Origin of the sequence: Legionella maioricensis (assembly GCF_023618015.1) — a bacterium.
In the GTDB taxonomy this organism is placed as follows: Bacteria; Pseudomonadota; Gammaproteobacteria; order Legionellales; family Legionellaceae; genus Legionella; species Legionella maioricensis.
Window position 1 is genome coordinate 1 of the sequence record NZ_JAJKBJ010000009.1, and the last position, 22627, is coordinate 22627.

A 22627-nucleotide genomic window follows, 5' to 3' on the forward strand; every position below is an offset into this window, starting at 1 on the left:
ATCCCCACGCATTTAAAATTGGGTTAGAAAAAGCAAGAGCTTTTATCAAAGAGATGGATTGGCGTGATGAAATTTGTTTTCATACAGATAAACGGCGTGCTATAGAACAAATTGGGTACTCCTCTTTTGGCGGTGAATATGTTGTCTATATTGTTAGGCATATTCCTTCCCAGATGCTTAAAACTAAAATTCATAACATTTTGATTCACTGTGGAATTCCAACACTTCTCACAATAAGGATGCCCCTGGAAAAATTATCTGATAAAGATCTTCGATCTTACCTAAATCACTTTATCTGTATATGGATAGAAATATATTTGCTTAAGCGCTTTAAATTTGAGGATTGCTCGCACAATCCAATTACTCATAATTCAAAATCGATTGTTATTCCGTCTTATATTTATAGACATGAACACCCTCGTTCTTGGCTAGAAGCTAGAAAACCTTTTTATTGCGATAAATGTAGCCGAGTAATTCCAAAAAAAAATAATAAAACCTCTTAGATTACACTCTATTGATATGTTCCAATGGTTCATAAAACGATCCATTTTAATGAGCTACTCATTGTTCTCACCAAGCCTTATGCAGGTCATTCTGTTTGTTTAATAAAGATTAATCATTTTTTTTAATGAGTGTGAAGTTATCTGCGCCATCAATAGAGCTAATAGCTATGGGCTGATGTGCTCCCTCTTTAAAAGTTAGAAAGTATTTTGAATTTTCGCTGGAACTAAATGCTAAAATTAATTTTTCCATTGCGTCAATGGTTGCAATTATCTCTTCTTTTGAAAAAATTCCCCATTGATTGTAATGCACTGCTGGATTTATCTGCCAAGAATCAACTTGAGATAACTTTATACACATCACCAGGTTTTCAGAAATAAGTTTAATTTTTTCCATCGCATTCTGATTTCCCCAAGAGTTTGTAGCGTCTTTTGCTTTGTTCAAAAGTTCTTTAAATGTTGATATTGCCGCATCTTTTAGCTCACCCAGCTCCCAAGAATGTGAAGCTTTAAATGTTACCTTTGCATGCAAGTTGCTGCAAATCTCTTGAAATTCTTGTTCTAAATTTCTTCTTAATCCTGCTGCTGCTTCATGAACATAACCAAAACGTGCTTTTTCCCGTAGTATTTCCCATAGTTCTTTTGCTTCAAACACTGGCCCAGTTTCTAAACTCCAATTAAGAAAATGGAAAGTATTCTTTTTTCTTACGATTTCAAATTCTTTTAATTGACGAGCCCAAATAGGATCATGGGTTGTAATAACGAATTGAGTTGTAGAAAAATCATTTTTTAATAACTCGCATAACCTTCTTCTATGCCCAGTGTCAATTGACATCATCACATCATCTAGTAAGGCAAGCGTAAACTGATTTCCTTTTAGTTTTTTCATTAAGGCTAAAAATAAACAAATTCCCATGCTGTCTTGATGTCCTTCGCTATGCATTGCATGAGGTGAATGGAGGCCGCGATCATAAAAATCGACTTGTAAATCTATAGACTTTTCATTATCAATAATTTTTGCAGTGAATTTATCTTCGTCTTGGTTAAGAAATTTATAATATGCGATAAAATCACTCTCAATATCAGAAAACATGCTATCAAAAAATTGTTCCCTAGCGTTCAAAAAATGAGTTTTAATTGCGTTCGCCAAGTTATACTGAAGCCTTCCTATTTTTAGCTTTTCTTTCGTAGTTGAAATATTTTTTAATAAACCAGCTACTTGATGAAGAGTGTTGAGAGCTTGCTCTTCTTCTGTCTGGACTGGAAGTGTATTTTTTAACGTATTTAATTCCGAAATAACAGTTGCAATATCGGGTATATCTATAAGATATTCTTCGGTATAAATTTTATTCTTAATTAAAACTGAATCGGTAATCTCACCTAATGTGGAAATTCTGGACTGAACTGTTTCAATAATACTATCGACCATTTGAATTAATTTAATATCCTTTTCGGTTGATAGGGAGGAAATAATCGTTTTACAATTTGAAGTAAGATATTGTAGAGACGATATATATTGCTGAGCTAAAAGGTCATACTCTTTTTTTAAACATACTGCTTTCTCAGTAAGTGATTTTTTTTCTTTCAAATGACGTTCAAGGTCTCTGCCGTTCCAATCTGTGTCACAAAGTGGGCAGGTGTTATTTTCAATTAGCTCTAGCCCCTTCGAAAGCAAATCGTGCCCAGTTATTACCCTGTGAAAGTCATTTATTGTTTCTATTTCATTCAGCACAGAAACAATTTCCTGTTTTATATTGGATTTAGCATTGTATTTGGGAATGGGATTGTTTTCCGGTAAAATTAACTCTATCTTTTTTTCAAAACTAGATTTACTTTGTTTGGTTATACCGGTCTCATTTAGGATCGCGATTGATAGATCACCAATGATATTGGTTTTATCATGCCAATTATCAATCGGAGGTTTTTGCAGTTTATTTCTGAGTGCATTAATCTTATTGTGTTGTTCATTTGTATTGTTGCCGGTCTCTAAATGTACATTTATCTCGCTCTGATTTAAAGTAATGGTTGATTCTAGTGCTTGAACATTTTTTTCGAAAGCACTGACTACGGAAGTTAAATTCTTTCTGATTTTCTCTATTCCGTTTGTATCGAGTAAAGCTTGGATTTCCTCTGAACGCTTTTGACCAGTGCAGGCAATAAATTTAAGAAGCTCTCTTCTAGAAAGAAGGAACTGACCTGATTCAAATTTATTCTTCAGATTAGTAAAAGAATCTTTGGATCCATTAAGAAGTTTTAATTTTTTATCTTTTAATTCTCGTCGTATTCGATATGTCTGTTTATTGTCTTCAATTTCTGCTTCAATAAATACATCTTCGATATTTTTGTCTATATGTTTGCCATGATTATCTACTGACAAACCTTTGGTTCCTTCCCCTCGTAGCCTTTGAAGATCGCCAGTAAGAAGAAAATCAATTGCATCAATAATTCCACTCTTACCTGTACCATTTGGCCCGTCAATAACCATACTTTTTGAATCAATTACTGCTTCAAAATTTATTATTCCGCGAAAAGAACAAATTTTAAGTTGATTTATCTTCATTAGGAAAAGTCTCGTAAGGTTGAAATTCTTCAAGTAATTTTTTTAGAGCATCACCTGTTGCCAGTTTATCGGTTAAATGAAGTTTTTTTATATCTGCAACTAATGAGTTGGGTAACTGTCCATCATTTTCAAGCTTATGGATAAACTCATCGAACATTTGTTTTTCTAGGAGATTTAAGCTCATAATAATACCTTAATGTATTAATCAATTTGCGTGCTAACCATCGTCACGTTCTGCTCGGGTAGAGTTAAATTAAAAGTTGTATTAACTACTGGGTACCCGCAGCGGTAATATATTTGTATAGTGTGGGCTTTGATACACCAATCAATTCACAAATTTTAGTAATGCTATAAGTTTTGCTTTCATATAGTTGAATTGCCAATTGTGTTTTATCTGCAGAAAGTTTTTTAGGTCGACCACCTTTTTTTCCTCTAGCTCGAGCTGCAGCTAAACCTGCGTGGGTTCTTTCTCGAATTAAATTTCTTTCAAACTCTGCAAGTGCACCAAAAATATGAAAAATTAATTTCCCAGAACTAGAGGAAGTATCAATAGATTCATGAAGGCTTCTTAATCCAATTTTTTTTGAGTCGAGTAGAGCGACCATTTCGATTAAATCTTTGAGTGATCGACTTAATCGATCTAAACGCCAAACAACAAATGCATCACCCTCGCGAGCAAATTCTAACGCTGCTTCTAATCCAGGCCGTTGAATTTTGCTTCCTGTAACTTGATCATCAAAAATTCGCTCACAACCAGCATTTTTTAAAGCATCATGTTGTAAGTTTAAATTTTGATCATCAGTAGAAACTCGAGCATATCCAATTAGCATTCTTTTCTTCTTAAGTTAACTATCTCGTTAAAGCCAATTATAAATTAACTTAGATAAGTAAACCATATTTATTAACTTATCAGAAGCATGTTTTATAAAGATTATAAATTTCATTTTTTGGAAAGGTAGGGGAGGCAAGAAAACCCCCGTTTCCTTAACGAGTGATAGAGATGATTAATCCCTAAAATCTATTAATTCTTTTTAAATAAAGGCTAAAATTACTATAAATGAAAAAATAAAATATTAGGAAAATCAATATGCCAACAATAGATGAACGACAAAATTACCGTACTGAAATACAAAGCAAGAGTCCTGATGAAATACGAAATCTTTTAAATAAAAAAGAATTATATGCGGAGTGGAAAAGGCAGATATTAATAGAAAGGCAAGAGGAAATTGATAACGAAAAAATGCTGGAGTGTGCAATAAAATCAAATGATTTAGCAGAAAAAGCTCAGAAGAAGGCAAAATGGGCGAACATTTATGCTTTTATCTCAGTATTGATATCTATAATTGCACTTATAATTAGCCTTTTACATTAGATAGATGTATTTATCCATATATTATAAATAAATCCTCGTTTTATCGCCTAATTGATTAGCAGATTCTTCATAAGTAAGAAAAATAATTTTTCTTCTTTCATACTCAGAGTAACCGCAGCTATTAAATAATTTATCCATAAATATGGAAAAATGTAATACTATGTATTATAATACCATGTATCATAATCGGACTGTTTTCATGAGACATTTAAAAATAAAAAAATTCAACAATGAAGCAAACAAAGTTGATTTACAAGATGAAATTTTAGTTGAGACTTTAAACAATTTTTTTAAGCTACATAGGGATGATCAGCTAAAATTTTCTTTAGGAGCGGGACTTTATAAATTAAGAATTGCAACAAAAGAGGGACGCGGAAAAAGTGGAGGTTCAAGAAGTATCCTCGCTTTTAAAAATGATAATGGAGTCTATTGGTTACATTTATTTTCTAAAAATGATAAAGGAAATGTGACAACTTCTGAACTTAAAAAGCTAAAACATTTGGCTGATATTATGTTTGCTCTAACTGATGAGCAGATTAGTAAATTAATCAATCTAGGTGAACTTTGTGAGGTGAACACAAATGGCTAATATTCAAGATACTATTAATGACCTTGCGCAAGGTCTTTATAATGCTGAAATTATTGATAAAAAAACATTAAGAAACTTAACTGAAGATGATCTTCCGGTAATACATGAATTTACTGGAGATGAAATTCAGCAGTTACGAAAGAAACAGAGTTTAAGCCAGTCTGTATTTGCAAAGTATCTAAATGTCAGTCCAGCAATGATTCGTGGCTTAGAGCAAGGAAAACGCCATGCTCATGGAGCTATTTTAAAGTTGCTCAATATAGTTGAAAGACATGGAATTAATGGGTTACTTTAGGGTGTAGTTTTTTCAAATCTGTTGGATTCTTACTGCATATTTTTTTGTCCCTCAATAGGCGTGAACCAACGTTGGGAAGATCTGCTCTTTTTATGGCACTGAGTTTAGTCATGCGAAGGGTATTTTATGCTGTTTGCCAATTATTATACTAATAATGATATCCAAAAGAGCGATTTTGATACTATAATTGTACAATATATATATTATATGAAATAAATGGAGTCATCATGAGTGGTAATGATGCTGAAAAGATAAAAAAAACAGAGTTTATTGATGATTTAATCAAAAAACTAGCTGCAGAAAAAATTCAAAAAATACGTGATGAAACTAATAAGAGAGTATTAGAACGAATAAAATTTGACGACACTTTATCAAAATTTGAGTAGTCAATCATGTTGCCTGACTATTTATACGGGAGTGTTAGTAGTCCTACTGTTCTTAGACAAGGCGACATTATTTTATTAGACGGTAATCTCAAAAATAATTTTGATTCTTATTTCCCTGGAATTATAAAACCAGACCAGAAAAGATTTGGAATGATTTTAAGCCAATGTTGTGATTTGTTCAAAGGTGAAGGTCGAAGTTGTAAAGTTGATCATATAAATATTTGTGTTCTTAGCTCTTTTGAAAGATATTTAAGTAGAGTAATTGATTCTTTTGCAAAGAAAAAAAATGGATTTACCTTAATAACAGAAAATCAATATGAAGGTTTGTCACAAAAATTAATAAAATTAATAAAAAACTCTGATCCTAAAAATTATTTTTTTTTACCAAATACTCAATTTTTTGAGTCACACATGATTGCTGTCCTCTCTGTTAATTATCCATTAAGGAATGATCACTATGAAGATTTACTTGAGAATAGAGTCGGCACATTAAGCGATCAGTTTCGTAATAAGCTCGGGTTTACAATGGGGAAATTATATTCGAGAATTGCGACTGATGATTTATCTGGATATGAGTATACATTAACTGAGTTTATTGAACTTGAGTTAAAAAAGATAAAAACTACCAGAATTCAGTGTGATAAGTTAGTTGATGAAATTTTATCTATAGACGACGACACCGCCACTATTGACGATTTACTTCAACGCGCCGTTGAAAAGCAATTAAAGGATGAAAGGAGAAAAAACAAAAAGAAAATAACTTCCTTTTTAAATTCATACATATTCGTGCATTATCCTGAAATAGCAAAACTATTTTCTGAAAAACTAGATGATTGTAATGGAAGTGAATTCCGGAAAAAAATTAATAATTATCTTAAAGATAATATTACTGAAAAGGATATTCAAAAATTATTTCCAGATAAATAATAAGTTTTTTATCAGAACATTTTATTTTATCGTAAAACAAAAGACGGGGAAGAAGAAGGCATTAATCCGCGGAGCAGACAAATTTCTTAAGTCTGATAAACGAGATAATCAGACCTAATATATTGATTTTAAGCGTGAATTCAACTCGCTAATGCAACACATTTATTAGAATTACTTCCTATATTCATCCACAGGGCTAGAATCACTTTCATCAGGATTGCTAAGTCTATCAAAAGCTTTAATCGTTTTAATTTCTCTGAAAACTACTTCTTTAAGCATATCAGTCAAATCTAAAGGATCATCATAAAATCGAACATTAAATATCTCAATTTCAGTTTGTATGATCTATCCTTTATCTACCAGCTCATATCTATCTACAGAGTAACAAACATTGTCTTCGTATTCTATTAGCCGATTAACCAGCTTTCCATAAAGCTTGAATTTTGGGTTAAATTACAGAAACGGGGCAAAGGCGAACTGAGCCCCGTTTCTGTAATTTAACCCCATAATCAGTAAATTTTATAAATTTATTTTTGTTTTTATGTCGCTGATTAGCGTTGTTTTGAGCATAGTCAGGTTTATATTGCCATGATCCAAGCCTTGTACGTACAAAGGTACGTTTTAACTCACGGCTGATGGTTGATTCATGTACTCCGATTTCTTTAGGGGTCGTGCTGAAGAACCTCCAAAAAGTGGGATTTCAAGTTTAGACAAACAATGTACGCGATATCATATTAACATGATAAAAAATTTTCCATCATGGCCTAGCGCTCCGGAACTTGCGCCCTGATGCAAAATCTACCCTCAAGTAATTTTAAATTCACATTTAATAGATTAAATTTAAGTCGATTCCAGAGTCGTCACGAATTTAAAAAATTTATCAGTTTCTATAATCTCTTCACGTTCTTTAAAAGATAAAAGAGTATTAGCAATACTTGAGCTATTACCATGTATTTGGAGGGCTTTTAATGTTTGCTGCATTGCTTTCATCGCAGCGCGTTGTAAATCAGAAGGGATAATGGCGATATTATAACCCATTTGTCTTAATTCTTCTGAGGATACGAGAGGGGTTTTGCCACCATAAAACATGTTAATAACTTTTGGTTGTGCAATAGCAGTTGCAATTTTTTCAATCTGTTCTATTGTTTCAGGGGCTTCTACGAAAATCATATCTGCTCCTGCATCTAGATAATACCTCGATCTTTCAATTGCTTTAGAAAAGCCCTCTACAGCTATTGCATCTGTTCTAGCAATAATAAGAAAATCAGTTTGTGAGCGGGCTTTAATTGCCGTACGGATTTTAATACCCATCTCTTCTTTAGAGATTAAGGTTTTCCCCGATAGGTGTCCGCATCGTTTAGGAAAGGTTTGATCTTCAATGTGTATTGCGGCTACTCCAGCTTGTTCAAACTCTTGAACTGTTCGTACAGTATTTAATTCATTGCCAAAACCCGTATCAGCATCAGCAATCACGGGTAGATGAGTGGCGTTAGCTATTTCGTGCATTCGTTGTGCTACTTCAGTTAGTGAAAGTAACCCTATATCAGGTCTACCTGTACTTCTTGCTATTGCACCTCCACTAGCATAGATTGCTTTAAAACCTTCTTGGGTGGCTAGCTTTGCTGAAAGTCCATCAAAAACACCAGGGGCGGTAATCAGTTCATCAACAAATAATGATCTTAGTAGTTTCCCTTTCACTCGATACTCCTTCACAAAAATATAGTTCCGACTTTTATATTGTGGTTGATATTATCAAAGGAACCAATCTAATTGATATGTTTAAAGAAGTCGATTTGGAAAATCGGTTTACCCATGATTTTATTTCTTATGGCCAGAAAACCTATTTAAAACCAAATGAAATTTCAGAAAGGATCTTACTTTCTATCTATGGGATGGGCACAAATGTTGGATTAAAACATATGTGCGCTGGAAATCCGCATGTCAGTGACCACCAGCTTCGACATATTAAAAACTATTTTTTATCCCCTGATAATTTAAAAAATGCACAGAGTAAAGTAGCAAATGCATTATTTAAAATAAGGCTAGAAGAGATATGGGGCGGCATGCCAATAGCTGTTGCCAGTGATTCCACGCAGTTTTCAGCCTACTTTCAAAATCTGATTTCAGAATACCATAATCGCTATGGAGGAAGAGGCGTGATGATTTACTGGCATGTTGAAAAAAATGCCTGTTGTATTCACTCACAACTAAAAGTGTATCAAGCTCTGAAGTTTCAGCCATGATTGAAGGTGTTTTAAGACACTGCACAGAAATGTCCGTTCAAAAAAATTATGTAGATAGGGGTTCTAGCCCGGAACCGTCGAAATTTCCGGACTACTTTTGATCACGGTTTTCTTTTTTACGCCATTCAAGAATATTTTATTTATTATTTCATCAAGATCAATGATCTTATCCCCCGAAAAAATAAAATGCCCATGAAAATGAATATGTTGCCAAGCCACGGGCGAAATTTTCTTCAACATGGCTAATGCCTTCTGATCACCTTCCGCCTCATATTCTACTTTTTTTAAATGTGTTTTGTTTGTGGGCAGGGGCGAACCCCCCGATTTTATTCCAATTTAATGTTGCCAAGGCTATGAGTGCCATAAAATTTATTGTTATAAAATTTGCAACGCGATTAAGATTCTAGAATACACATAAGGGAAAAACTGTTCAGAACAATTGGCTGGAGCCAACCCGCAAACTACTAACTTGGTTTTAGTGTGTTTCAACTAGAGGAGAAACGTTGTTCAGGTCACAAACCAAATAGGAATAATACCTTGGTAAAAACCAACCTAGTTTTTGGAGTAGTGCTTGTATTTTGCTGGGTGCTAATTGATTCTTGTCAATCGAAAAGACTAACTCATGCTGTTCGGTTTCTGGAAGATAGATGAGCTTGACTTTGGGATCGTTGAGACCGTAATGCTGCATGATTGCTTCAAGTAATTCTATTGAGTTAGTGGGGAGGATCTGCTTCGGCACGTCACTGATGAGGATATCTATCCCTTCTCGAATAATAGAAACATGCGGTTTATTTGTATTGAATAGGTGCTCTTCTGGTTCAGCAAATGTCCGATAGAGATGATAACCTAGGATGTCGCCATAGCTGAGATCGATAGCTTGTTTTGGATTACGTGCCTCAATGACTATGCCAACCCCTTCGTTGATTAAGAAGGCATCGATGAGCTCAGGAATAGTATAGCTTTTTATGATACTGTGATCTTCAACTATACCAGTAAGCTCAAGATTATAATACGTGAGGCCTGCGGGATTGAAGATGATCTCAGGTTCACCACTAGTGAAGATAGCATAGGGTAGGCAATTTGTTAGACAATTATACCAAGACGCTCGCCTGTTAGCATTATCGATCTCAAGCAGTGCTCTTAGTTCTTGGGTGGCTGAAACGGAAGTGGGTGTATTCATAGAGTATATATTTATTTAAAAAAAGCATTGTATCAAAATAGCACAATAAATAACATTAACTGTCTCCAAAACACATTAATAGGAGAATAATAATGAAAAAGAGGACTAATACATGTCTTATCGATTTGAACTTGTAACAGATATCAAAACGCTTGAAGAACAAAACAAATTTATTCGGCAGGGGATTTTGAGCTTCAATGATTCATTTATGGGTGGTATACCGGAGCAGTACTCTGTTTATCTAAAAGATGAAAGTGGTAAAATTATTGGTGGTGCTATTGTCTATGCTTACATAAGTTCTATTTATGTCGACGTGATATGGATTGAGGAAAACTATAGAGAGAAAGGTCTCGGCACAAAATTACTTAATCATGTTGAGGCAGAGGCATTAAAGCGAAATATCGTTGTGTCCACATTAGATACATTTAGTTTTCAGGCCGAGCAATTTTACCTCAAAAAAGGATATAAACACCTTGGAACCATAAAAAATTACTTAAACGGTCATGATAGAATTTATTTAAGAAAAGAACTAGCTTGAGGAATTGTGATTTACTTTAACTAAGATACTAGAATAAGATTCAGGGCATCCCAATACCCCATCATTGTGAAGTGCAAACTGATAGAACATCAAATCTTTTAAGTGCAGACAACCTTGTCCATTTAACCAGGAAAAGTGATTTTATAGTACATTAATCACTGAGTTTTAGTTAGTTCGCTAATTTATTAATGAATAGACAACCTTCAAACTATTAAAAATATCTATACTCATAATCATGGATTCGAACATTTTGGACGTGTCAAATGAGCAATTAAGCAGATTTGATTAAAGAAGCAGCTGATAAAATGGGTTTTAATCTCGAATATAAAGCAAACGTAGGCTGGGCTGTAAAGCCCAGCAAATGATTTGATGAATGGATTGATACTTGAATTAATATTCTGTTTTCGAGCTAGTAATCAATTTCTAGGTTATGCTCAAGATCGGTCACTGGGCTTTACAGCCCAGCCTACGCTTGCTTGCTCAATGCAAAAGTATCGAAGAACGTGAGTTTTATTTGCGTAAAAGTATCAACGAGAGTTGGACAAAACGGGAGTTAGAACGACAGCTTAAGTTGGCTCTTTACGAGCGCCTTATTCTCAATCCTGGTCGAGTATCCAGCACATTAGAGAGGAGCCAAAAATGCTTTTAGAGATTCTTATATGGTTGAGTTTTTAGGAATACAAACCGTGAACAGGCTAGACATAGTATATTTCAATACTTGGAAGTGTATTACAGTAAAAATAGAATGCATTCTGCTATTGACTACCGCACACCATTTGAGTCGAATGGGTCGCTTGATTCTCAGAGACGAGTGTCCAATAAATCGCGGTAAGATTAAGTTATTCCTGTTTATGATGAGCATGAGAAATCACTAAGAGCAAATTTCCCCAAACATTTTCCATCTGGACCACAAACGGGAGACGACATAGCAAAGATTGTGCTCGCTGCTGGGTTAAGCGAGGCGCCACAATTCCATTATGTCACCTTTGCTGGTGCATTAAAAGTTGCATCAAATAAGTATGTCAATATCAACGATAACAGTTGTCTCCGACAGGGTCAGAAACTTTTTTCAGATGCTGAAGAAGCACTAGCCTAAATGACGACAACTGGTCTGAGTGGTCATTATTCAGAAAATGAAGCCAGTGAAAAATTCTTTAGATTAAAGGCAGGGCTGTTAAGCCCTGCCTCAGTTTATTTTTCCGAACGCATATCACTCAAATCTTAGAGGACAAGAGAGGTTTGTGTTTCTATTGTCGGAACAACTTCTTGCGGTAGGTTTTCTTTACACCAAAACTGCAATTGTTTCATTCTTAACGCCAATTGTTCCGCCATAATCGCGTTTTCCGGAGTAACACCCGTTTGGCTTATTTTATTCACACACGCCATTATGAGATGATGAAAGCTTATTTCTTCATCCAACAACTGTATTTTATCAATTTTTTTTCCTCCGGTTAATGCAACACCAAAATGTGTGGGATCAAAAAGAAGATGGGCTATATGAGGGTGCAATATTAATGTGGAGGATAGAAGTGTTTCAACCAGTTGCTCTAAAGTAGGTAATTGCCGGGATTTTGATGTTACTTTAGAAATACCTAAGGACTTCATCAATAAAGCTAAACCATGATTGACCTCATCTACTATATTTAAATTCCCACAAAAACTTTGATCAATAAAGCCTAATACTTGGGTGAGTTGATCCTCATATTCTTCCCAACGATCAATACAATAGGATGCATAACATCCATCAGCGTTTGCAATACAATCATCCACATTTTCTTGCGGAATACCATAAGTATTACATAGGGCCAACATCCCCTTTTCTAACTCATTATAGAAATGATTAAAAATAACTTTATGCTTCGCATAATTTCTCAGATTGTCTATCTCAAGATAGGTTATATTGGGATCATGAGAGTTGAGGGGGCAGGACTCCATAAAAAAAGGCGGCTGGTTGAATGCCCGGAATAAAATACTGCCCAAGGTAATGGTAACTGATTTCATGGATTGTTGGCTGGTTGTCCCAGTTACCAAGGTGTTGACACAGAAAGGTTCGCTTTTAATTTCTGCCTCAATTTCAAGGGCGATAATTGCCGCAATAACCGCGTTATGCTTACCCGTTAGTAAACTCATAATCTGTGGATTGGTAAACAGTTCATTCATTTTGGAGTTGCCGCCAACATGCCTGATATTAGCATATAATTTTTTGACCTCAAGGAGCAAATTATTTACATCTTCTTGATGACTTTTGATGAGAGATTGGCGCAATTCGTGATTTTTTGACAGATGTGTTTTCAATAATTGCATTAATTTGAGTAAACTGTGATCCGTAGTAATACTTTGATTCCTCGCAATTTCATTAACATATTGTCTCATTTCATGAGTATTCTTATGAAATAATTCCATCATATTTTTTGTGCATACCAAGTAAGCATCTGGGAATTTCTCTTCCAGGACAGACGCAACTTGATGATAATAATACGCGGGAACAGATTTTAATATTGCATGAATAACAATTGGCTTTCCTAATATATAAGGATATTCATCCAACATTCTTTTGAATTGGTTGATATTTCCATTTTGAACAAGATCCAATACCAGCTGGAAATTTAGTTCTCCACCATTTCGGATGAAGACAGTTTCAATATAATCCAATGAAAAGGGCAGTCCACGTTGAAAATCAATTTCCATGTATTTAAATAAATACTTAAATATCCCATCCAGGTGGTCATTCAATTTATCCTCTTGATGTAATTGCTCAAAATATTCGAGTATTTTGCTTTTAAGTATTTTACTGTCTCCAGTGTCTGGAAGCGCATTAACCACCGATAAAAAATGGCAAAGCGCTTCTTTAAATCCTTTAAAGCCATGGAAAATCTCATTTTCTCCGGGTATGGTTAAGATATAAGTTTGTGGTTCAACTGCAGGAGCATAATAATCGAACTGATAAGAGGACTCAGTGCGGTTTTCATTTGCTTGGCGCAAAAGAGTCATAAAAATAGAAGGCGCAATTTCAATTTTTTTAAACGAAGCATGATCGCGCGCGACATAATCCAACATTTTAATAATGCAATGTTGCAGGTAGGGCATCGGTAATTTAGATAAATTGATGCGCATTTTTGCATAATGTAGCCCCTTATCGTTATATAGCTCAAAAGGGGCAGTGCAAACTAATTGATTATCCTGTATCTTTCTATCATAATCCTGAATTAGCGTCGAAAAAGTTGGCATATCCATATCTGAACGTGCTTTTTCGGATAAAAGATAGGAGCAGTTTAATATGTTATCTAAATTTCTAGCTTCTTTAATATGTTGAAAACTATAGGGTGATAGAAAACACAATACAGGACCATTTACCATTTCTACTGCATGATGTCGGGTATAGAATGCCATATATTTCCATATGTTTTTTTCTAGCTTATCCCCATCCATTCTTTCTTTGGATTTATCAGAAAGCCAAAACAAATACGAATTTTCCGGGCTGTTAAACATGGTTGAATAAAGAGTTGCGATCCGATTATGGGTACGAATTGCCCCTTGAAAAAATTTAACCGCATCAAGTTGTTTTGAGGGAACAGGCACTCTATCACCATGAAATTCATTGGAAAGGAAAACATAAACGTCTTTGTTGTTTAATTTTTGCGCTAATGCAAGATGCCTATCATTTAAGGGAAAATAATTTTGAGATAGTACTTGTTTTAGCATAGCAACCAAATTGTCGTTACCAATTTGACTATTAGGATATGAGGCTGCGATTAAAAGGACGCTAATAAAATCTAATCGTTTGTTAATCGCAATGGTTTCTATCTTGTTTTGATTAAATCCTACTGCCATAAGTAAAGAGAGGGCAGCAATAGAATTACCTTTTAGGATCAATTCTGACACTTCCTCACTTAAAATGGTCGATCTTATTTTTTGATTCTCTGGAAGTTTTAAATAGAGCGATTGAATAAAATCATTTTTAACTAATTGATCAGGGGAAAGTTTAAGCAGCACCTCTATTAGTTCCAGGGATAACTCATAGTCTTGAGCAATAAAACTTAAATGCTCCGAGGTCAGACTATTCAAATGCAGTTCAATAAATTGCAGAATAAATTGTTCAGGACAATGTTTTTGTCTAATTAATTGCAGTGCCTGTTCTTTACTAAAGAGTGAATAATGGTGGATTAAAAAATCATGAATTTGTTCGTCAGAGAGGGTATTCAAGCTTGTTAAATAAAGAAAATCAGTTACTGGTATTATATTGACATCAAAATTCTCGCCCAATCTATCAATAAGTACTTCTAATACCGCTTTGTTTGCACTTGAACTAGCGGCAATGCTCATAAACTCAGTCAAGGTAGCCTTACAGACCTCCATTCTGCTAAGAAAAAAACTCAACTGGTCAGCATTTTTCCGCCGTATTAATTCTTCAAGCATGTTTTTTTCACAATCATCCACTAATTTTTTTAAAATAACCAGCCCTTTGCTCAGGTTCTCTTTTTCTAAATTTCCCGCGATGGACTCGATTGTTTCTCGACATATAAATTTTTTCTCTGCGGGCATAATTCCATTGAGCCATACCATCATTTCTTCCGATTCGCTTTTTATGGCACTGATATATAATTCCTCGCCATAAAAATCGTCTTCATCATAAAAAAACTGTTGATTCGTAAACTTAGAATACAATTGACGTGCAACAGGAATTATTCCTGTTTTTACTGCCATAGCAAAATAGGAGTGTTTTTTTTGATCAACTTCAATGCCATCCTCAAATGTTGTGCAATTAATTTCGTCAGTCAAAACACAGGTAACATATTCAGTACAAAGTTCTTTCACCTCTTGTGAAATCCCTGATTTTTTATGATGAAGAGTAAGCAATAATTGAAAATTAAATTGACCTATATCTAATAACACTTCACTATTAGTTGCTATTTTTAATTTTTTTATCAATTGGTTACGTAAGGCAGTTGTTGTTAATAACAACATAAGATTTCGCATCTCAATCTTACAAATTGATATCTTTGGCTTTATAAATGCCGTAAATTCTGTATTATTTTTAATAGCCAGGTATAAGGATTGCAGATCAGCTATTTTATCTTGCTTATTTTCACTGTCTTCCCTGATAGTTAAAACCTCTGTGCCATCTGCCCCAGGAGCGCAGTATAAGGAATTGAGAAAAAATTGCACTATTTCACTGGGTGTGTTCTGCTCATCAAAATCAGAGCTCTTGGCAGAAAGATAAAGTCCAAATGCTTTAGGGGTAGAATCGGTTGTTGTTTGTTCGTGACAAAATGAGATAATCTTTCCTTTATATGCTGGATATTTTTTAAGAAGACGATTTCTCTCATTTAAGAATACAACGTTCTTCACATAAGGCGAATCTATATTTTGGAATTTTATGGTGCAGGTCGTATTGAGTCGCATTGCGGTAACGATTTTTTCAGCATACTCTTCAGTAAGATAATTAAAATTAATAACCAGATCCTTGGGACACTGTGGGGATCGAATTACTTCAACAAGTTGTATTTGGCCATCGACATTATCATCCCACCCAGGCTCATCTTCGCCATCCCAATGTTGTTGACCAAGCTCAAGAGTTAAAGGTGAGAGTCTACACTGTCCGGAAGCCAAAGCATTAGCAATCGCGGTAAAACCCTTTACTCCAATACCACAATTAAACAAATCAATAGTCAAATTAGCGCAGTTCCTTGCAGAGGTGATGATTTCTGCAATTTGTTCTGCACCACTATCTCCAATAGGACAATGAGCTAATGAAAGAGTGAGCGAAACGGGGAGAGACGGAAGGGAGCTAAATACCAAAGCAATAAGGGCTTTAAAAGCATCACTGCTAATCTCAACCAAATAATCATTTTTAGGCCAGCCAAAATCCTCTATGGTTAAATCAAATTTAGAAGGAAGATTATTTGATAACATTAGATCGTCGAGAAGTTTTTGTATTTGTTTTAATACTTTTTGTTCAGGATTAGATAACTTCATCAAAATTGCGTCTAAGTCTACTCCGTGATGACTGGATTGTGCCGTAGCATTGTGGGCAGGGGATTCCGTTTTATTAAACATTATTCTTCTCACTAAAAGGATTAAGAAACAACGGCAAAGAAGAATCGAACTGTTCACGGGTATTGTGATTTCTCATTATTTGCTCAATTAGGTTTGATTGAGATCAGTTTAGTGTTTTTCTATGAGCGCTTTATTAAACTGCATACGCATTTACTGCATATAATGCTTTCCTGCCGGGAGCTTGGTAAAAAAGCGAAGCGTTTGATTATTAACCACTATAAGTACTAGAAGTTCAGATTCTGATGAAAAGGACCATTTATTGTTTAGATTTAATCAAGTTAAACTCAGCTCCGCTACAGGCTTAGTACTAACTGTATGCCCTTATAATCGAATTAACATCAATTCCTGTGGTATTGGTATTCTCTTTTCCAATTTTCTCATGAAGTTTAAAAAAGGGGCTATGCAAGTGTAGAGCAACCAACCAGTAACAATGCAGGCAAGAGTGATAGTTAGTATCATGACAGGACTAGATCCATCAATACCAAATTTTTAGAATGCACGGTATATAAGTGCACTGTGACTTTGCAGCAAAAAAACATTGATTCATTATTAATCTAAGTTCGTATTTGCCCCTTTTCTGTAATTTAACCCTTTAGTAAGTATCAATCCAGACAGTGGCCTGCATCAGAGGGGTTAAATCTTTCTGATGCAGGGTAAAATAAGCTTAAAAAAACCTCAATTAAGTTTAGATGCCGATGAAAATTGCGGTGAGATAAGCATATAATCGGGACCCAGTTCATGGGTAGGGTTAATATTTTCTAAAGGCATTACTGCGCTTGAATTTAGCAAAGATCTTGGTGACACAGCAGCTCCTGAGAAAAAACCTGACGCACTGGGGCGAATGTAAATAGGCGAAGCTCTGAAATCCTTCATTCGCTTGTCACAAGAGCTTATAAATTTACCAATATCAACGGCTTCAACTTGTTTTACCTTCCCGGCATCAACTGTAGGAGCACCCGCTTTTGATATAGTTGCATGAGCTTTAGGCGAATACGCTTCAATGTGTGCCCCATAACAACAAACAATTTCACAAATCATATAAGCAGTTGCATCGGGTAATTTATTATCCATCAGCAGTTGATGAGCATGCTCTGAATCCATAAACGGATCCGAATGCTCCAGAGCATTTCTTAAACCCACATAATCTACTAGCAAGAGATTAAGTTCAGGATGTATTTCTTTAAGTTCGCCTAAACTGTACAGTTTATTAAAGAGACTAACAATTTGTCCTACCAGATAACTTGTGGCAAAATACAAACTAACATCGCTTGCCAAATGTTTCTGTATGGCTATTATGCCCTGAGTCTCGGCAGTGATAACCGTGCCGTTATCTTTAAACAGAGTTTGCAACAGTTTAATACGATTTTTAAGAGTATCAACTAACGAGGATACTGAAGGTTGGTTACCGTTTAATTCGCTTTCCAATTCAGCAGCACAATCTGTGATGTAAGGATAATTGGTTTGCATTTTCTTTTTTACCGCGTCTTTTCTTGCTTCATCCCGTTTAGCAAGCTCTTCTTCAAATTTTGCATGGCGTATTTCAAATGCCTCCCTTTTTTCCTTTCTGAGTTCATTCGAGTAAAGCTCTGCAGCTTCAATAAGTCCTTTTACAATAGGCAGATTTGAATCTTGCATCGATAAAACGTTGAATACTTTGTCGAATAGCTTCTCTTTGTTTAATGCTTTCTTACCTTGGAAGACAAGCTCTAACTCAGTTAATAGTTCCTGGTGATCTGCAAAAACTTTTCTTAAATATTGGATATAAACCGCAAAATTAATATCAGAATCATCGCTCATTCCAAGCAGCTTTCTAATCCGCCCTTCATGACGATAATTAATAATTGAGACATTTGATTTTAATATTTCTTGTCCAGGGATAAAGTTTTCTTTGTATAGAGGAGAGGGATCATCTTCGAATTTAAACTGGGTGAATTGTTTTCCATAATAGGTTTTGGCTGATTCCCAATATTCAGTAACATCTTTTAGCCAGAATATAATCGAATTCATCTTTTCCCGCGGAGGGAAAGGTTTAAAATTAGTATCTCTTGCCTTAAGTACAACTTCCAGCAAATAAGACTTTAAATGAGACAGTTCTATATGTAATTGATGAAGACGATTGGTATCCGCTTCAAGCCGGAAAATTACTTCACTTCGCGTAATTTGTTCTATGTGTACCAATGCATTTCTGATATTAATTACGGCCAATGGATCAAAATAGTCCATGGTATTTAAGAAAAAACCCCAATTCTTGCGCGTGAACAGCTCCCCTATGAGCTGTAACCTTCTTATAAAAGCCAACTGGGACTTTAAATCACAAGGTATTGAACCCATCAAATCCATTTTTAATAACAGGGCCATAGGATTACGTTGAGAATCAACGAGTTCTATATCACTTTTATGCATCAGAGTTCCCTCTGTAACGGCATTAGGCAAGAACCCTTTTAAGCGATATAAATTATACAGATGCTTAAAATACCATACTAATTTTTTTAATGTGGGTAATTCATCCAGTTTGGGTAATTGATCTGGCTTTAAAGCATCACTATTAGCCCTGAGATTTTCTTGGATAGCCTCAAAAAATGTTCCTAATTTACGCAGATCTTCGCAAAAATCTTGATCTAATAATGCCACTTTTAACGTACAGTTACTGAAACAAAGGCTCAAAAAATAACTTACTGCATTACTGGTTTCCTCGGTACTATTGTTTACTTTCATACCTAACGATAAAATGGTGTTGAAAAATTTTGAATTACCAATGTTCATTAAACTGCCAATGAAGTATAGGAAATACCAGGAGTTAGAACCCCACGGCAATAAATGAACTAATTCTTTGCATTTATCACGAGGTAAAGCATGAATCGTTTTGAACATCATTCTTAAAACAAGCTGAGCATCATCAAGATAGATGTCTTTACAATGCCCTTCAATTTCTAATTGCGCCAATAATTCGAGTTTATCGGGGCCAGGAAACAAAAATTCGTTCTGTGTCAATCCTGATAACAGCATCATATTTGCAATCTTAAGTCTCGTAGACTTAACTACTGGGCTATCATCAAGGTATTCGGCTTTTATATATTTCTTTTTATCTGCATAAGTTTGCAAAAAGAAATTCATGAGCTGAATAATGTGTTCCACTTGAGCAGAAAATGTTGCCCTTATGCATTGATGATTATTTTTTAACCGCTCTAATGCCTTGACATAGTTCGATTCTCTCATGGCTGTCCGCGCTTTTTCCGCACTGGAGAGCGACTCCAAATCCAAGATTGATAAACCACTTTTTACGTTCATTACCAGCCTTGTCCATGCCTTCTTAAGAATCGCATCACACACTGCAATTTGTTCCAGTTTGCCTTGGTCTCTGACTATTTTTTTTGCATCTTCTATCGCAGATGCACCTTGAGCAAACTCGTTCAGCTCAAAGTGGCTTTGGGCTAGATAAAGGCACACGTCATAATTGTAATCACTCTGGTGTAGTTGAAGAAATGTCGCGCAATGATCTATTACTCTTTCATAGGCCTTCTGCTTAAATAATCTTTTAATTCTTTTAAATTTTTCTGTCACAGTTTTGCCCATTTGATCACCTATCAATAATTCGAACATTTGGATGTTAAAATGCTACATTGTGATTCAAATAAAACCAATGGGTGTTTTTACCCATTGTAACTCTAATGTAAAGTTCGACTACTCATATCTAGCTAGCCCAGATTAACACTCAAAGTTCCTCTCTTCACATTTTAATTCGCCCACAACCCAAGCGGCTTGATTAAGCAACTGCAGAAGTAGTATTATTAAGCCGCATGATTACACTAAGAACAATTATGTATATTAATGTAACCAATGATAAATAGTATTTGGATTGGTATAGGTAAGCGGGGGCTAGACTAAAATCCCAATGTGTAACAAAAAAAGGTATAGTTGATGGACAGAACTTCTAATGATCCACTGCACGGCATTACCCTAGAGACTATCTTAAATAGTTTGTTGACTTCTTATGGTTGGGAAGGCTTGGCGGAGAGAGTCAAGATTAACTGTTTTTCTTCCAACCCCAGCATCAAATCAAGCCTTAAATTCTTGCGTAAAACACCATGGGCAAGGACTGAAATTGAAACCCTTTATCTTGCTTCCTTAAAAAGTAAAGATTGAGAAAACTCATCATTACTGGAGTAATAAATAATATGAAAGATGTTTTCATTAATAAAGATCATGTTGAACTCTTTAAAATTCTTAAATTTGAAGGTATCGCCTCGAGTGGAGCAGAAGCTAAGGATATGATAGCCGCTGGCACTGTATTGGTAAACGGCATAATAGAAAAACAGAAAAGAAAAAAGATGGTTGCAGGAGATACGATTGAATTGAATGGTGAGATCTTTCGGCTAAAATTGGATGCTAATTAGCATTTCTTTACACACAGGTTCTAGTAAAAGTGGGTGAACATCAAGAAAGAGTACAGCGTACCAAAATCCCAACTTATTCTTGCTCGCTCCCTTTTATTCTAACTTGTGCTCATCTAGCCGGCGCTAATCACTATCAATTTGCAGTATCGCTATCTGCCTTTCTTTTTTTATTAAGATTAATGATCTTTTCCATTTTAAGATTCACCTGCGAAATATTCTGATTTGATATTTTATTATACAAAGTTTAGGGAAAATTGCTAAATTTGCTAAAATCCCCTTTTTTCTATAAATGCGGTCATTCATTGTGATTTTTTTAAGAGAAGGGCTAAGCGGTTAAGAACCCCAGGTTTAGATACTAATGGTAATTTCTCATTAATACATAAATATATAATTCATTGTATTACATGGAATTAATTTGGGTACCAATATAGGTACGGTCTATCTTTCAACTCTAGCAGGTAGCCTGTTTGCTAGCAAACAGGAACTTATTGAATTGCTGGATTGAGACGGATCCCGTTGCCAGCAAACGGGCTACACTTGCTTTTCTTGGAGGTGAAGTTTCTATTGCTGGTGAATGCCGGGCTTTTCAGCCCAGCCTACGCTTGCTCCAATTCAATAGTTTCATTAGCAATGATACTTTCCCCTAGGCTATTCTCATTGGTATTATAAATATCATTGGGTGGTAGATGACTCAAATTATTTTTAATTTCCATTAGGTTATTCTCAATGGTATTACAAATATCATTGAGAGGTAGATGACTCAAATTGTCAATTGAGAATGGATTTTGTAGCTCGACCCCGATTTGATCTAATGAAAATAGAGCATAGGCCACCAGTGTTACAATCATTGGACTGATGTATACAGAATAATTAACTAGAGCGACAGGAAGTATCATTAAAAATAAAAGAATAAATCGTCGTGATTTAATTGCCATCACAAAAGGCATGGGAGTTTTTAGTATTCTCTCGCACGCGCCTTGACAATCGAGAATTGTTTCACGAAGCTCTTCTGCTTTCAAAAAAGAAAACTGATTTAATTTGCCATTTATTTGCATTTGCGCCAATACTTCTGCGAGCTTTGACGAGATGAAATTCGGTTTATGTTGCCACTGCTGTAATTGAGCATATGTATTATTACCTAACAGATGTTTCACCTCATCTGTCGAAGTAAATCCCCTAAGCGTATTTTTCATAAGATAGGGCATTGCCGCGATAAGACTCAAGCTTTTATCTATCTCCTCACTATCTGAGGATTCAATGTAACTGGTGAGAATGATTGCTAAGTTTCTACTGCAATTAACCACTGTACCCCAAAGTTTTCTTGCTTCCCACCAACGATCATAGCCCGCATTAACACGAAAAACTAAAATTAACCCCATAATTACCCCAGCATATTCAAAGGGGCTTATAGGAAGAGACAAAGAGGGAATAAAAATACTAAGTAAAGAAATGAAACACGCATAACCAGATGCAGCCAAAACCTTTTTCCATACCCTAGGCGTGACTGAACCATGAATGGCAAGCGCACTTTCTATGAAATTGGGGTATTCATATTGATTAATCGTTTTTTTATTTTCTGTCATAAC

Annotated in this window: 19 protein-coding genes and 2 pseudogenes; 11 read left to right on the plus strand and 10 right to left on the minus strand. The window is 35.1% G+C overall.

Annotated elements, in window-relative coordinates:
- A partial coding sequence (locus tag LOX96_RS08850) for a hypothetical protein (protein WP_250456360.1) occupies positions 1 to 503 on the plus strand: 503 nt, incomplete at its 5' end.
- Positions 504 to 612: 109 nt separating this feature from the next.
- Here LOX96_RS08850 and LOX96_RS08855 read toward each other — a convergent pair.
- The 3 genes from LOX96_RS08855 to LOX96_RS08865 form a co-directional block, all read right to left on the minus strand.
- Complete coding sequence (locus tag LOX96_RS08855) at positions 613 to 3060, minus strand: AAA family ATPase (RefSeq protein ID WP_250421108.1); 2448 nt, start codon at positions 3058 to 3060, stop codon at positions 613 to 615.
- Positions 3041 to 3244, minus strand: coding sequence for a hypothetical protein (locus tag LOX96_RS08860; protein WP_250421109.1), 204 nt, complete (start codon positions 3242 to 3244; stop codon positions 3041 to 3043). The genes LOX96_RS08855 and LOX96_RS08860 overlap by 20 nt, the downstream gene beginning before the upstream one ends.
- Before the next feature lie 85 nt (positions 3245 to 3329).
- Positions 3330 to 3890: a recombinase family protein gene (locus LOX96_RS08865; RefSeq protein ID WP_250421110.1), complete on the minus strand. Its 561-nt coding sequence runs from the start codon at positions 3888 to 3890 to the stop codon at positions 3330 to 3332.
- A 257-nt stretch (positions 3891 to 4147) separates the two neighbouring features.
- Between LOX96_RS08865 and LOX96_RS08870 the strand changes: the two genes are divergently transcribed.
- From LOX96_RS08870 to LOX96_RS08890, 5 genes are all read left to right on the plus strand, one after another.
- Positions 4148 to 4432, plus strand: coding sequence for a hypothetical protein (locus LOX96_RS08870; RefSeq protein WP_250421111.1), 285 nt, complete (start codon positions 4148 to 4150; stop codon positions 4430 to 4432).
- Positions 4433 to 4631: 199 nt separating this feature from the next.
- On the plus strand, positions 4632 to 5021 hold the full coding sequence (locus LOX96_RS08875) for a type II toxin-antitoxin system RelE/ParE family toxin (protein ID WP_250421112.1): 390 nt from the start codon (positions 4632 to 4634) through the stop codon (positions 5019 to 5021).
- Entirely contained in the window at positions 5014 to 5316 is a 303-nt protein-coding gene (locus LOX96_RS08880) for a helix-turn-helix domain-containing protein (RefSeq protein ID WP_250421113.1), read from the plus strand. The genes LOX96_RS08875 and LOX96_RS08880 overlap by 8 nt, the downstream gene beginning before the upstream one ends.
- 227 nt (positions 5317 to 5543) lie before the next feature.
- Entirely contained in the window at positions 5544 to 5702 is a 159-nt protein-coding gene (locus LOX96_RS08885; protein WP_250421114.1) for a hypothetical protein, read from the plus strand.
- Between the two features lie 6 nt (positions 5703 to 5708).
- Positions 5709 to 6629, plus strand: a complete 921-nt coding sequence (locus LOX96_RS08890; protein WP_250421115.1) for a hypothetical protein — start codon at positions 5709 to 5711, stop codon at positions 6627 to 6629.
- Positions 6630 to 7137: 508 nt separating this feature from the next.
- Here LOX96_RS08890 and LOX96_RS17695 read toward each other — a convergent pair.
- Positions 7138 to 7296: pseudogene (locus LOX96_RS17695) on the minus strand (IS30 family transposase); the annotation flags it as partial.
- 173 nt (positions 7297 to 7469) lie between these two features.
- The gene (locus LOX96_RS08895) at positions 7470 to 8327 is read right to left on the minus strand and encodes an isocitrate lyase/PEP mutase family protein (RefSeq protein WP_250421116.1); all 858 of its coding nucleotides are present in this window, start codon (positions 8325 to 8327) and stop codon (positions 7470 to 7472) included.
- A 77-nt stretch (positions 8328 to 8404) separates the two neighbouring features.
- On the opposite strand from LOX96_RS08895, the pseudogene LOX96_RS08900 reads away from it, so the two are divergent.
- Positions 8405 to 8928: pseudogene (locus LOX96_RS08900) on the plus strand (Tn3 family transposase); the annotation flags it as partial.
- 7 nt (positions 8929 to 8935) lie between these two features.
- Here LOX96_RS08900 and LOX96_RS08905 read toward each other — a convergent pair.
- Positions 8936 to 9112, minus strand: coding sequence for a hypothetical protein (locus LOX96_RS08905; RefSeq protein ID WP_250421118.1), 177 nt, complete (start codon positions 9110 to 9112; stop codon positions 8936 to 8938).
- 235 nt (positions 9113 to 9347) lie between these two features.
- The gene (locus LOX96_RS08910) at positions 9348 to 10052 is read right to left on the minus strand and encodes a hypothetical protein (protein ID WP_250421119.1); all 705 of its coding nucleotides are present in this window, start codon (positions 10050 to 10052) and stop codon (positions 9348 to 9350) included.
- Between the two features lie 112 nt (positions 10053 to 10164).
- Between LOX96_RS08910 and LOX96_RS08915 the strand changes: the two genes are divergently transcribed.
- Together LOX96_RS08915 and LOX96_RS17700 are read left to right on the plus strand one after the other, a co-directional pair.
- Complete coding sequence (locus tag LOX96_RS08915; RefSeq protein ID WP_250421120.1) at positions 10165 to 10590, plus strand: GNAT family N-acetyltransferase; 426 nt, start codon at positions 10165 to 10167, stop codon at positions 10588 to 10590.
- Positions 10591 to 11020: 430 nt separating this feature from the next.
- Positions 11021 to 11239 carry a DUF1016 N-terminal domain-containing protein gene (locus tag LOX96_RS17700; protein ID WP_431606631.1) on the plus strand — a complete coding sequence of 73 codons (219 nt, stop codon included), beginning with the start codon at positions 11021 to 11023 and terminating at the stop codon, positions 11237 to 11239.
- 572 nt (positions 11240 to 11811) lie between these two features.
- Here the strand turns inward: LOX96_RS17700 and LOX96_RS08920 are convergent.
- Complete coding sequence (locus LOX96_RS08920) at positions 11812 to 16647, minus strand: leucine-rich repeat domain-containing protein (protein WP_250421121.1); 4836 nt, start codon at positions 16645 to 16647, stop codon at positions 11812 to 11814.
- 675 nt (positions 16648 to 17322) lie between these two features.
- On the minus strand, positions 17323 to 20220 hold the full coding sequence (locus LOX96_RS08925) for a tetratricopeptide repeat protein (protein WP_250421122.1): 2898 nt from the start codon (positions 20218 to 20220) through the stop codon (positions 17323 to 17325).
- Positions 20221 to 20565: 345 nt separating this feature from the next.
- Between LOX96_RS08925 and LOX96_RS08930 the strand changes: the two genes are divergently transcribed.
- Entirely contained in the window at positions 20566 to 20790 is a 225-nt protein-coding gene (locus LOX96_RS08930) for a VF530 family protein (RefSeq protein WP_250421123.1), read from the plus strand.
- Positions 20791 to 20822: 32 nt separating this feature from the next.
- Positions 20823 to 21041 (plus strand): RNA-binding S4 domain-containing protein, encoded by a 219-nt coding sequence (locus LOX96_RS08935; protein WP_250421124.1) that lies wholly within the window; start codon positions 20823 to 20825, stop codon positions 21039 to 21041.
- 596 nt (positions 21042 to 21637) lie between these two features.
- Here the strand turns inward: LOX96_RS08935 and LOX96_RS08940 are convergent.
- Complete coding sequence (locus LOX96_RS08940) at positions 21638 to 22624, minus strand: bestrophin family protein (protein WP_250421125.1); 987 nt, start codon at positions 22622 to 22624, stop codon at positions 21638 to 21640.
- Positions 22625 to 22627 lie beyond the last annotated feature (3 nt).

What these genes read in the sequence shown, in the direction of transcription:
- LOX96_RS17700 (WP_431606631.1), top strand. Translation starts at nt 11,021, where the DNA reads ATGCTCAAGATCGGTCACTGGGCTTTACAGCCCAGCCTACGCTTGCTT.
- LOX96_RS08920 (WP_250421121.1), bottom strand. Translation starts at nt 16,647, where the DNA reads ATGTTTAATAAAACGGAATCCCCTGCCCACAATGCTACGGCACAATCC.
- LOX96_RS08865 (WP_250421110.1), bottom strand. Translation starts at nt 3,890, where the DNA reads ATGCTAATTGGATATGCTCGAGTTTCTACTGATGATCAAAATTTAAAC.
- LOX96_RS08905 (WP_250421118.1), bottom strand. Translation starts at nt 9,112, where the DNA reads ATGTTGAAGAAAATTTCGCCCGTGGCTTGGCAACATATTCATTTTCAT.
- LOX96_RS08860 (WP_250421109.1), bottom strand. Translation starts at nt 3,244, where the DNA reads ATGAGCTTAAATCTCCTAGAAAAACAAATGTTCGATGAGTTTATCCAT.
- LOX96_RS08935 (WP_250421124.1), top strand. Translation starts at nt 20,823, where the DNA reads ATGAAAGATGTTTTCATTAATAAAGATCATGTTGAACTCTTTAAAATT.
- LOX96_RS08890 (WP_250421115.1), top strand. Translation starts at nt 5,709, where the DNA reads ATGTTGCCTGACTATTTATACGGGAGTGTTAGTAGTCCTACTGTTCTT.
- LOX96_RS08870 (WP_250421111.1), top strand. Translation starts at nt 4,148, where the DNA reads ATGCCAACAATAGATGAACGACAAAATTACCGTACTGAAATACAAAGC.
- LOX96_RS08875 (WP_250421112.1), top strand. Translation starts at nt 4,632, where the DNA reads ATGAGACATTTAAAAATAAAAAAATTCAACAATGAAGCAAACAAAGTT.
- LOX96_RS08940 (WP_250421125.1), bottom strand. Translation starts at nt 22,624, where the DNA reads ATGACAGAAAATAAAAAAACGATTAATCAATATGAATACCCCAATTTC.
- LOX96_RS08910 (WP_250421119.1), bottom strand. Translation starts at nt 10,052, where the DNA reads ATGAATACACCCACTTCCGTTTCAGCCACCCAAGAACTAAGAGCACTG.
- LOX96_RS08915 (WP_250421120.1), top strand. Translation starts at nt 10,165, where the DNA reads ATGTCTTATCGATTTGAACTTGTAACAGATATCAAAACGCTTGAAGAA.
- LOX96_RS08855 (WP_250421108.1), bottom strand. Translation starts at nt 3,060, where the DNA reads ATGAAGATAAATCAACTTAAAATTTGTTCTTTTCGCGGAATAATAAAT.
- LOX96_RS08930 (WP_250421123.1), top strand. Translation starts at nt 20,566, where the DNA reads ATGGACAGAACTTCTAATGATCCACTGCACGGCATTACCCTAGAGACT.
- LOX96_RS08925 (WP_250421122.1), bottom strand. Translation starts at nt 20,220, where the DNA reads ATGGGCAAAACTGTGACAGAAAAATTTAAAAGAATTAAAAGATTATTT.
- LOX96_RS08880 (WP_250421113.1), top strand. Translation starts at nt 5,014, where the DNA reads ATGGCTAATATTCAAGATACTATTAATGACCTTGCGCAAGGTCTTTAT.
- LOX96_RS08885 (WP_250421114.1), top strand. Translation starts at nt 5,544, where the DNA reads ATGAGTGGTAATGATGCTGAAAAGATAAAAAAAACAGAGTTTATTGAT.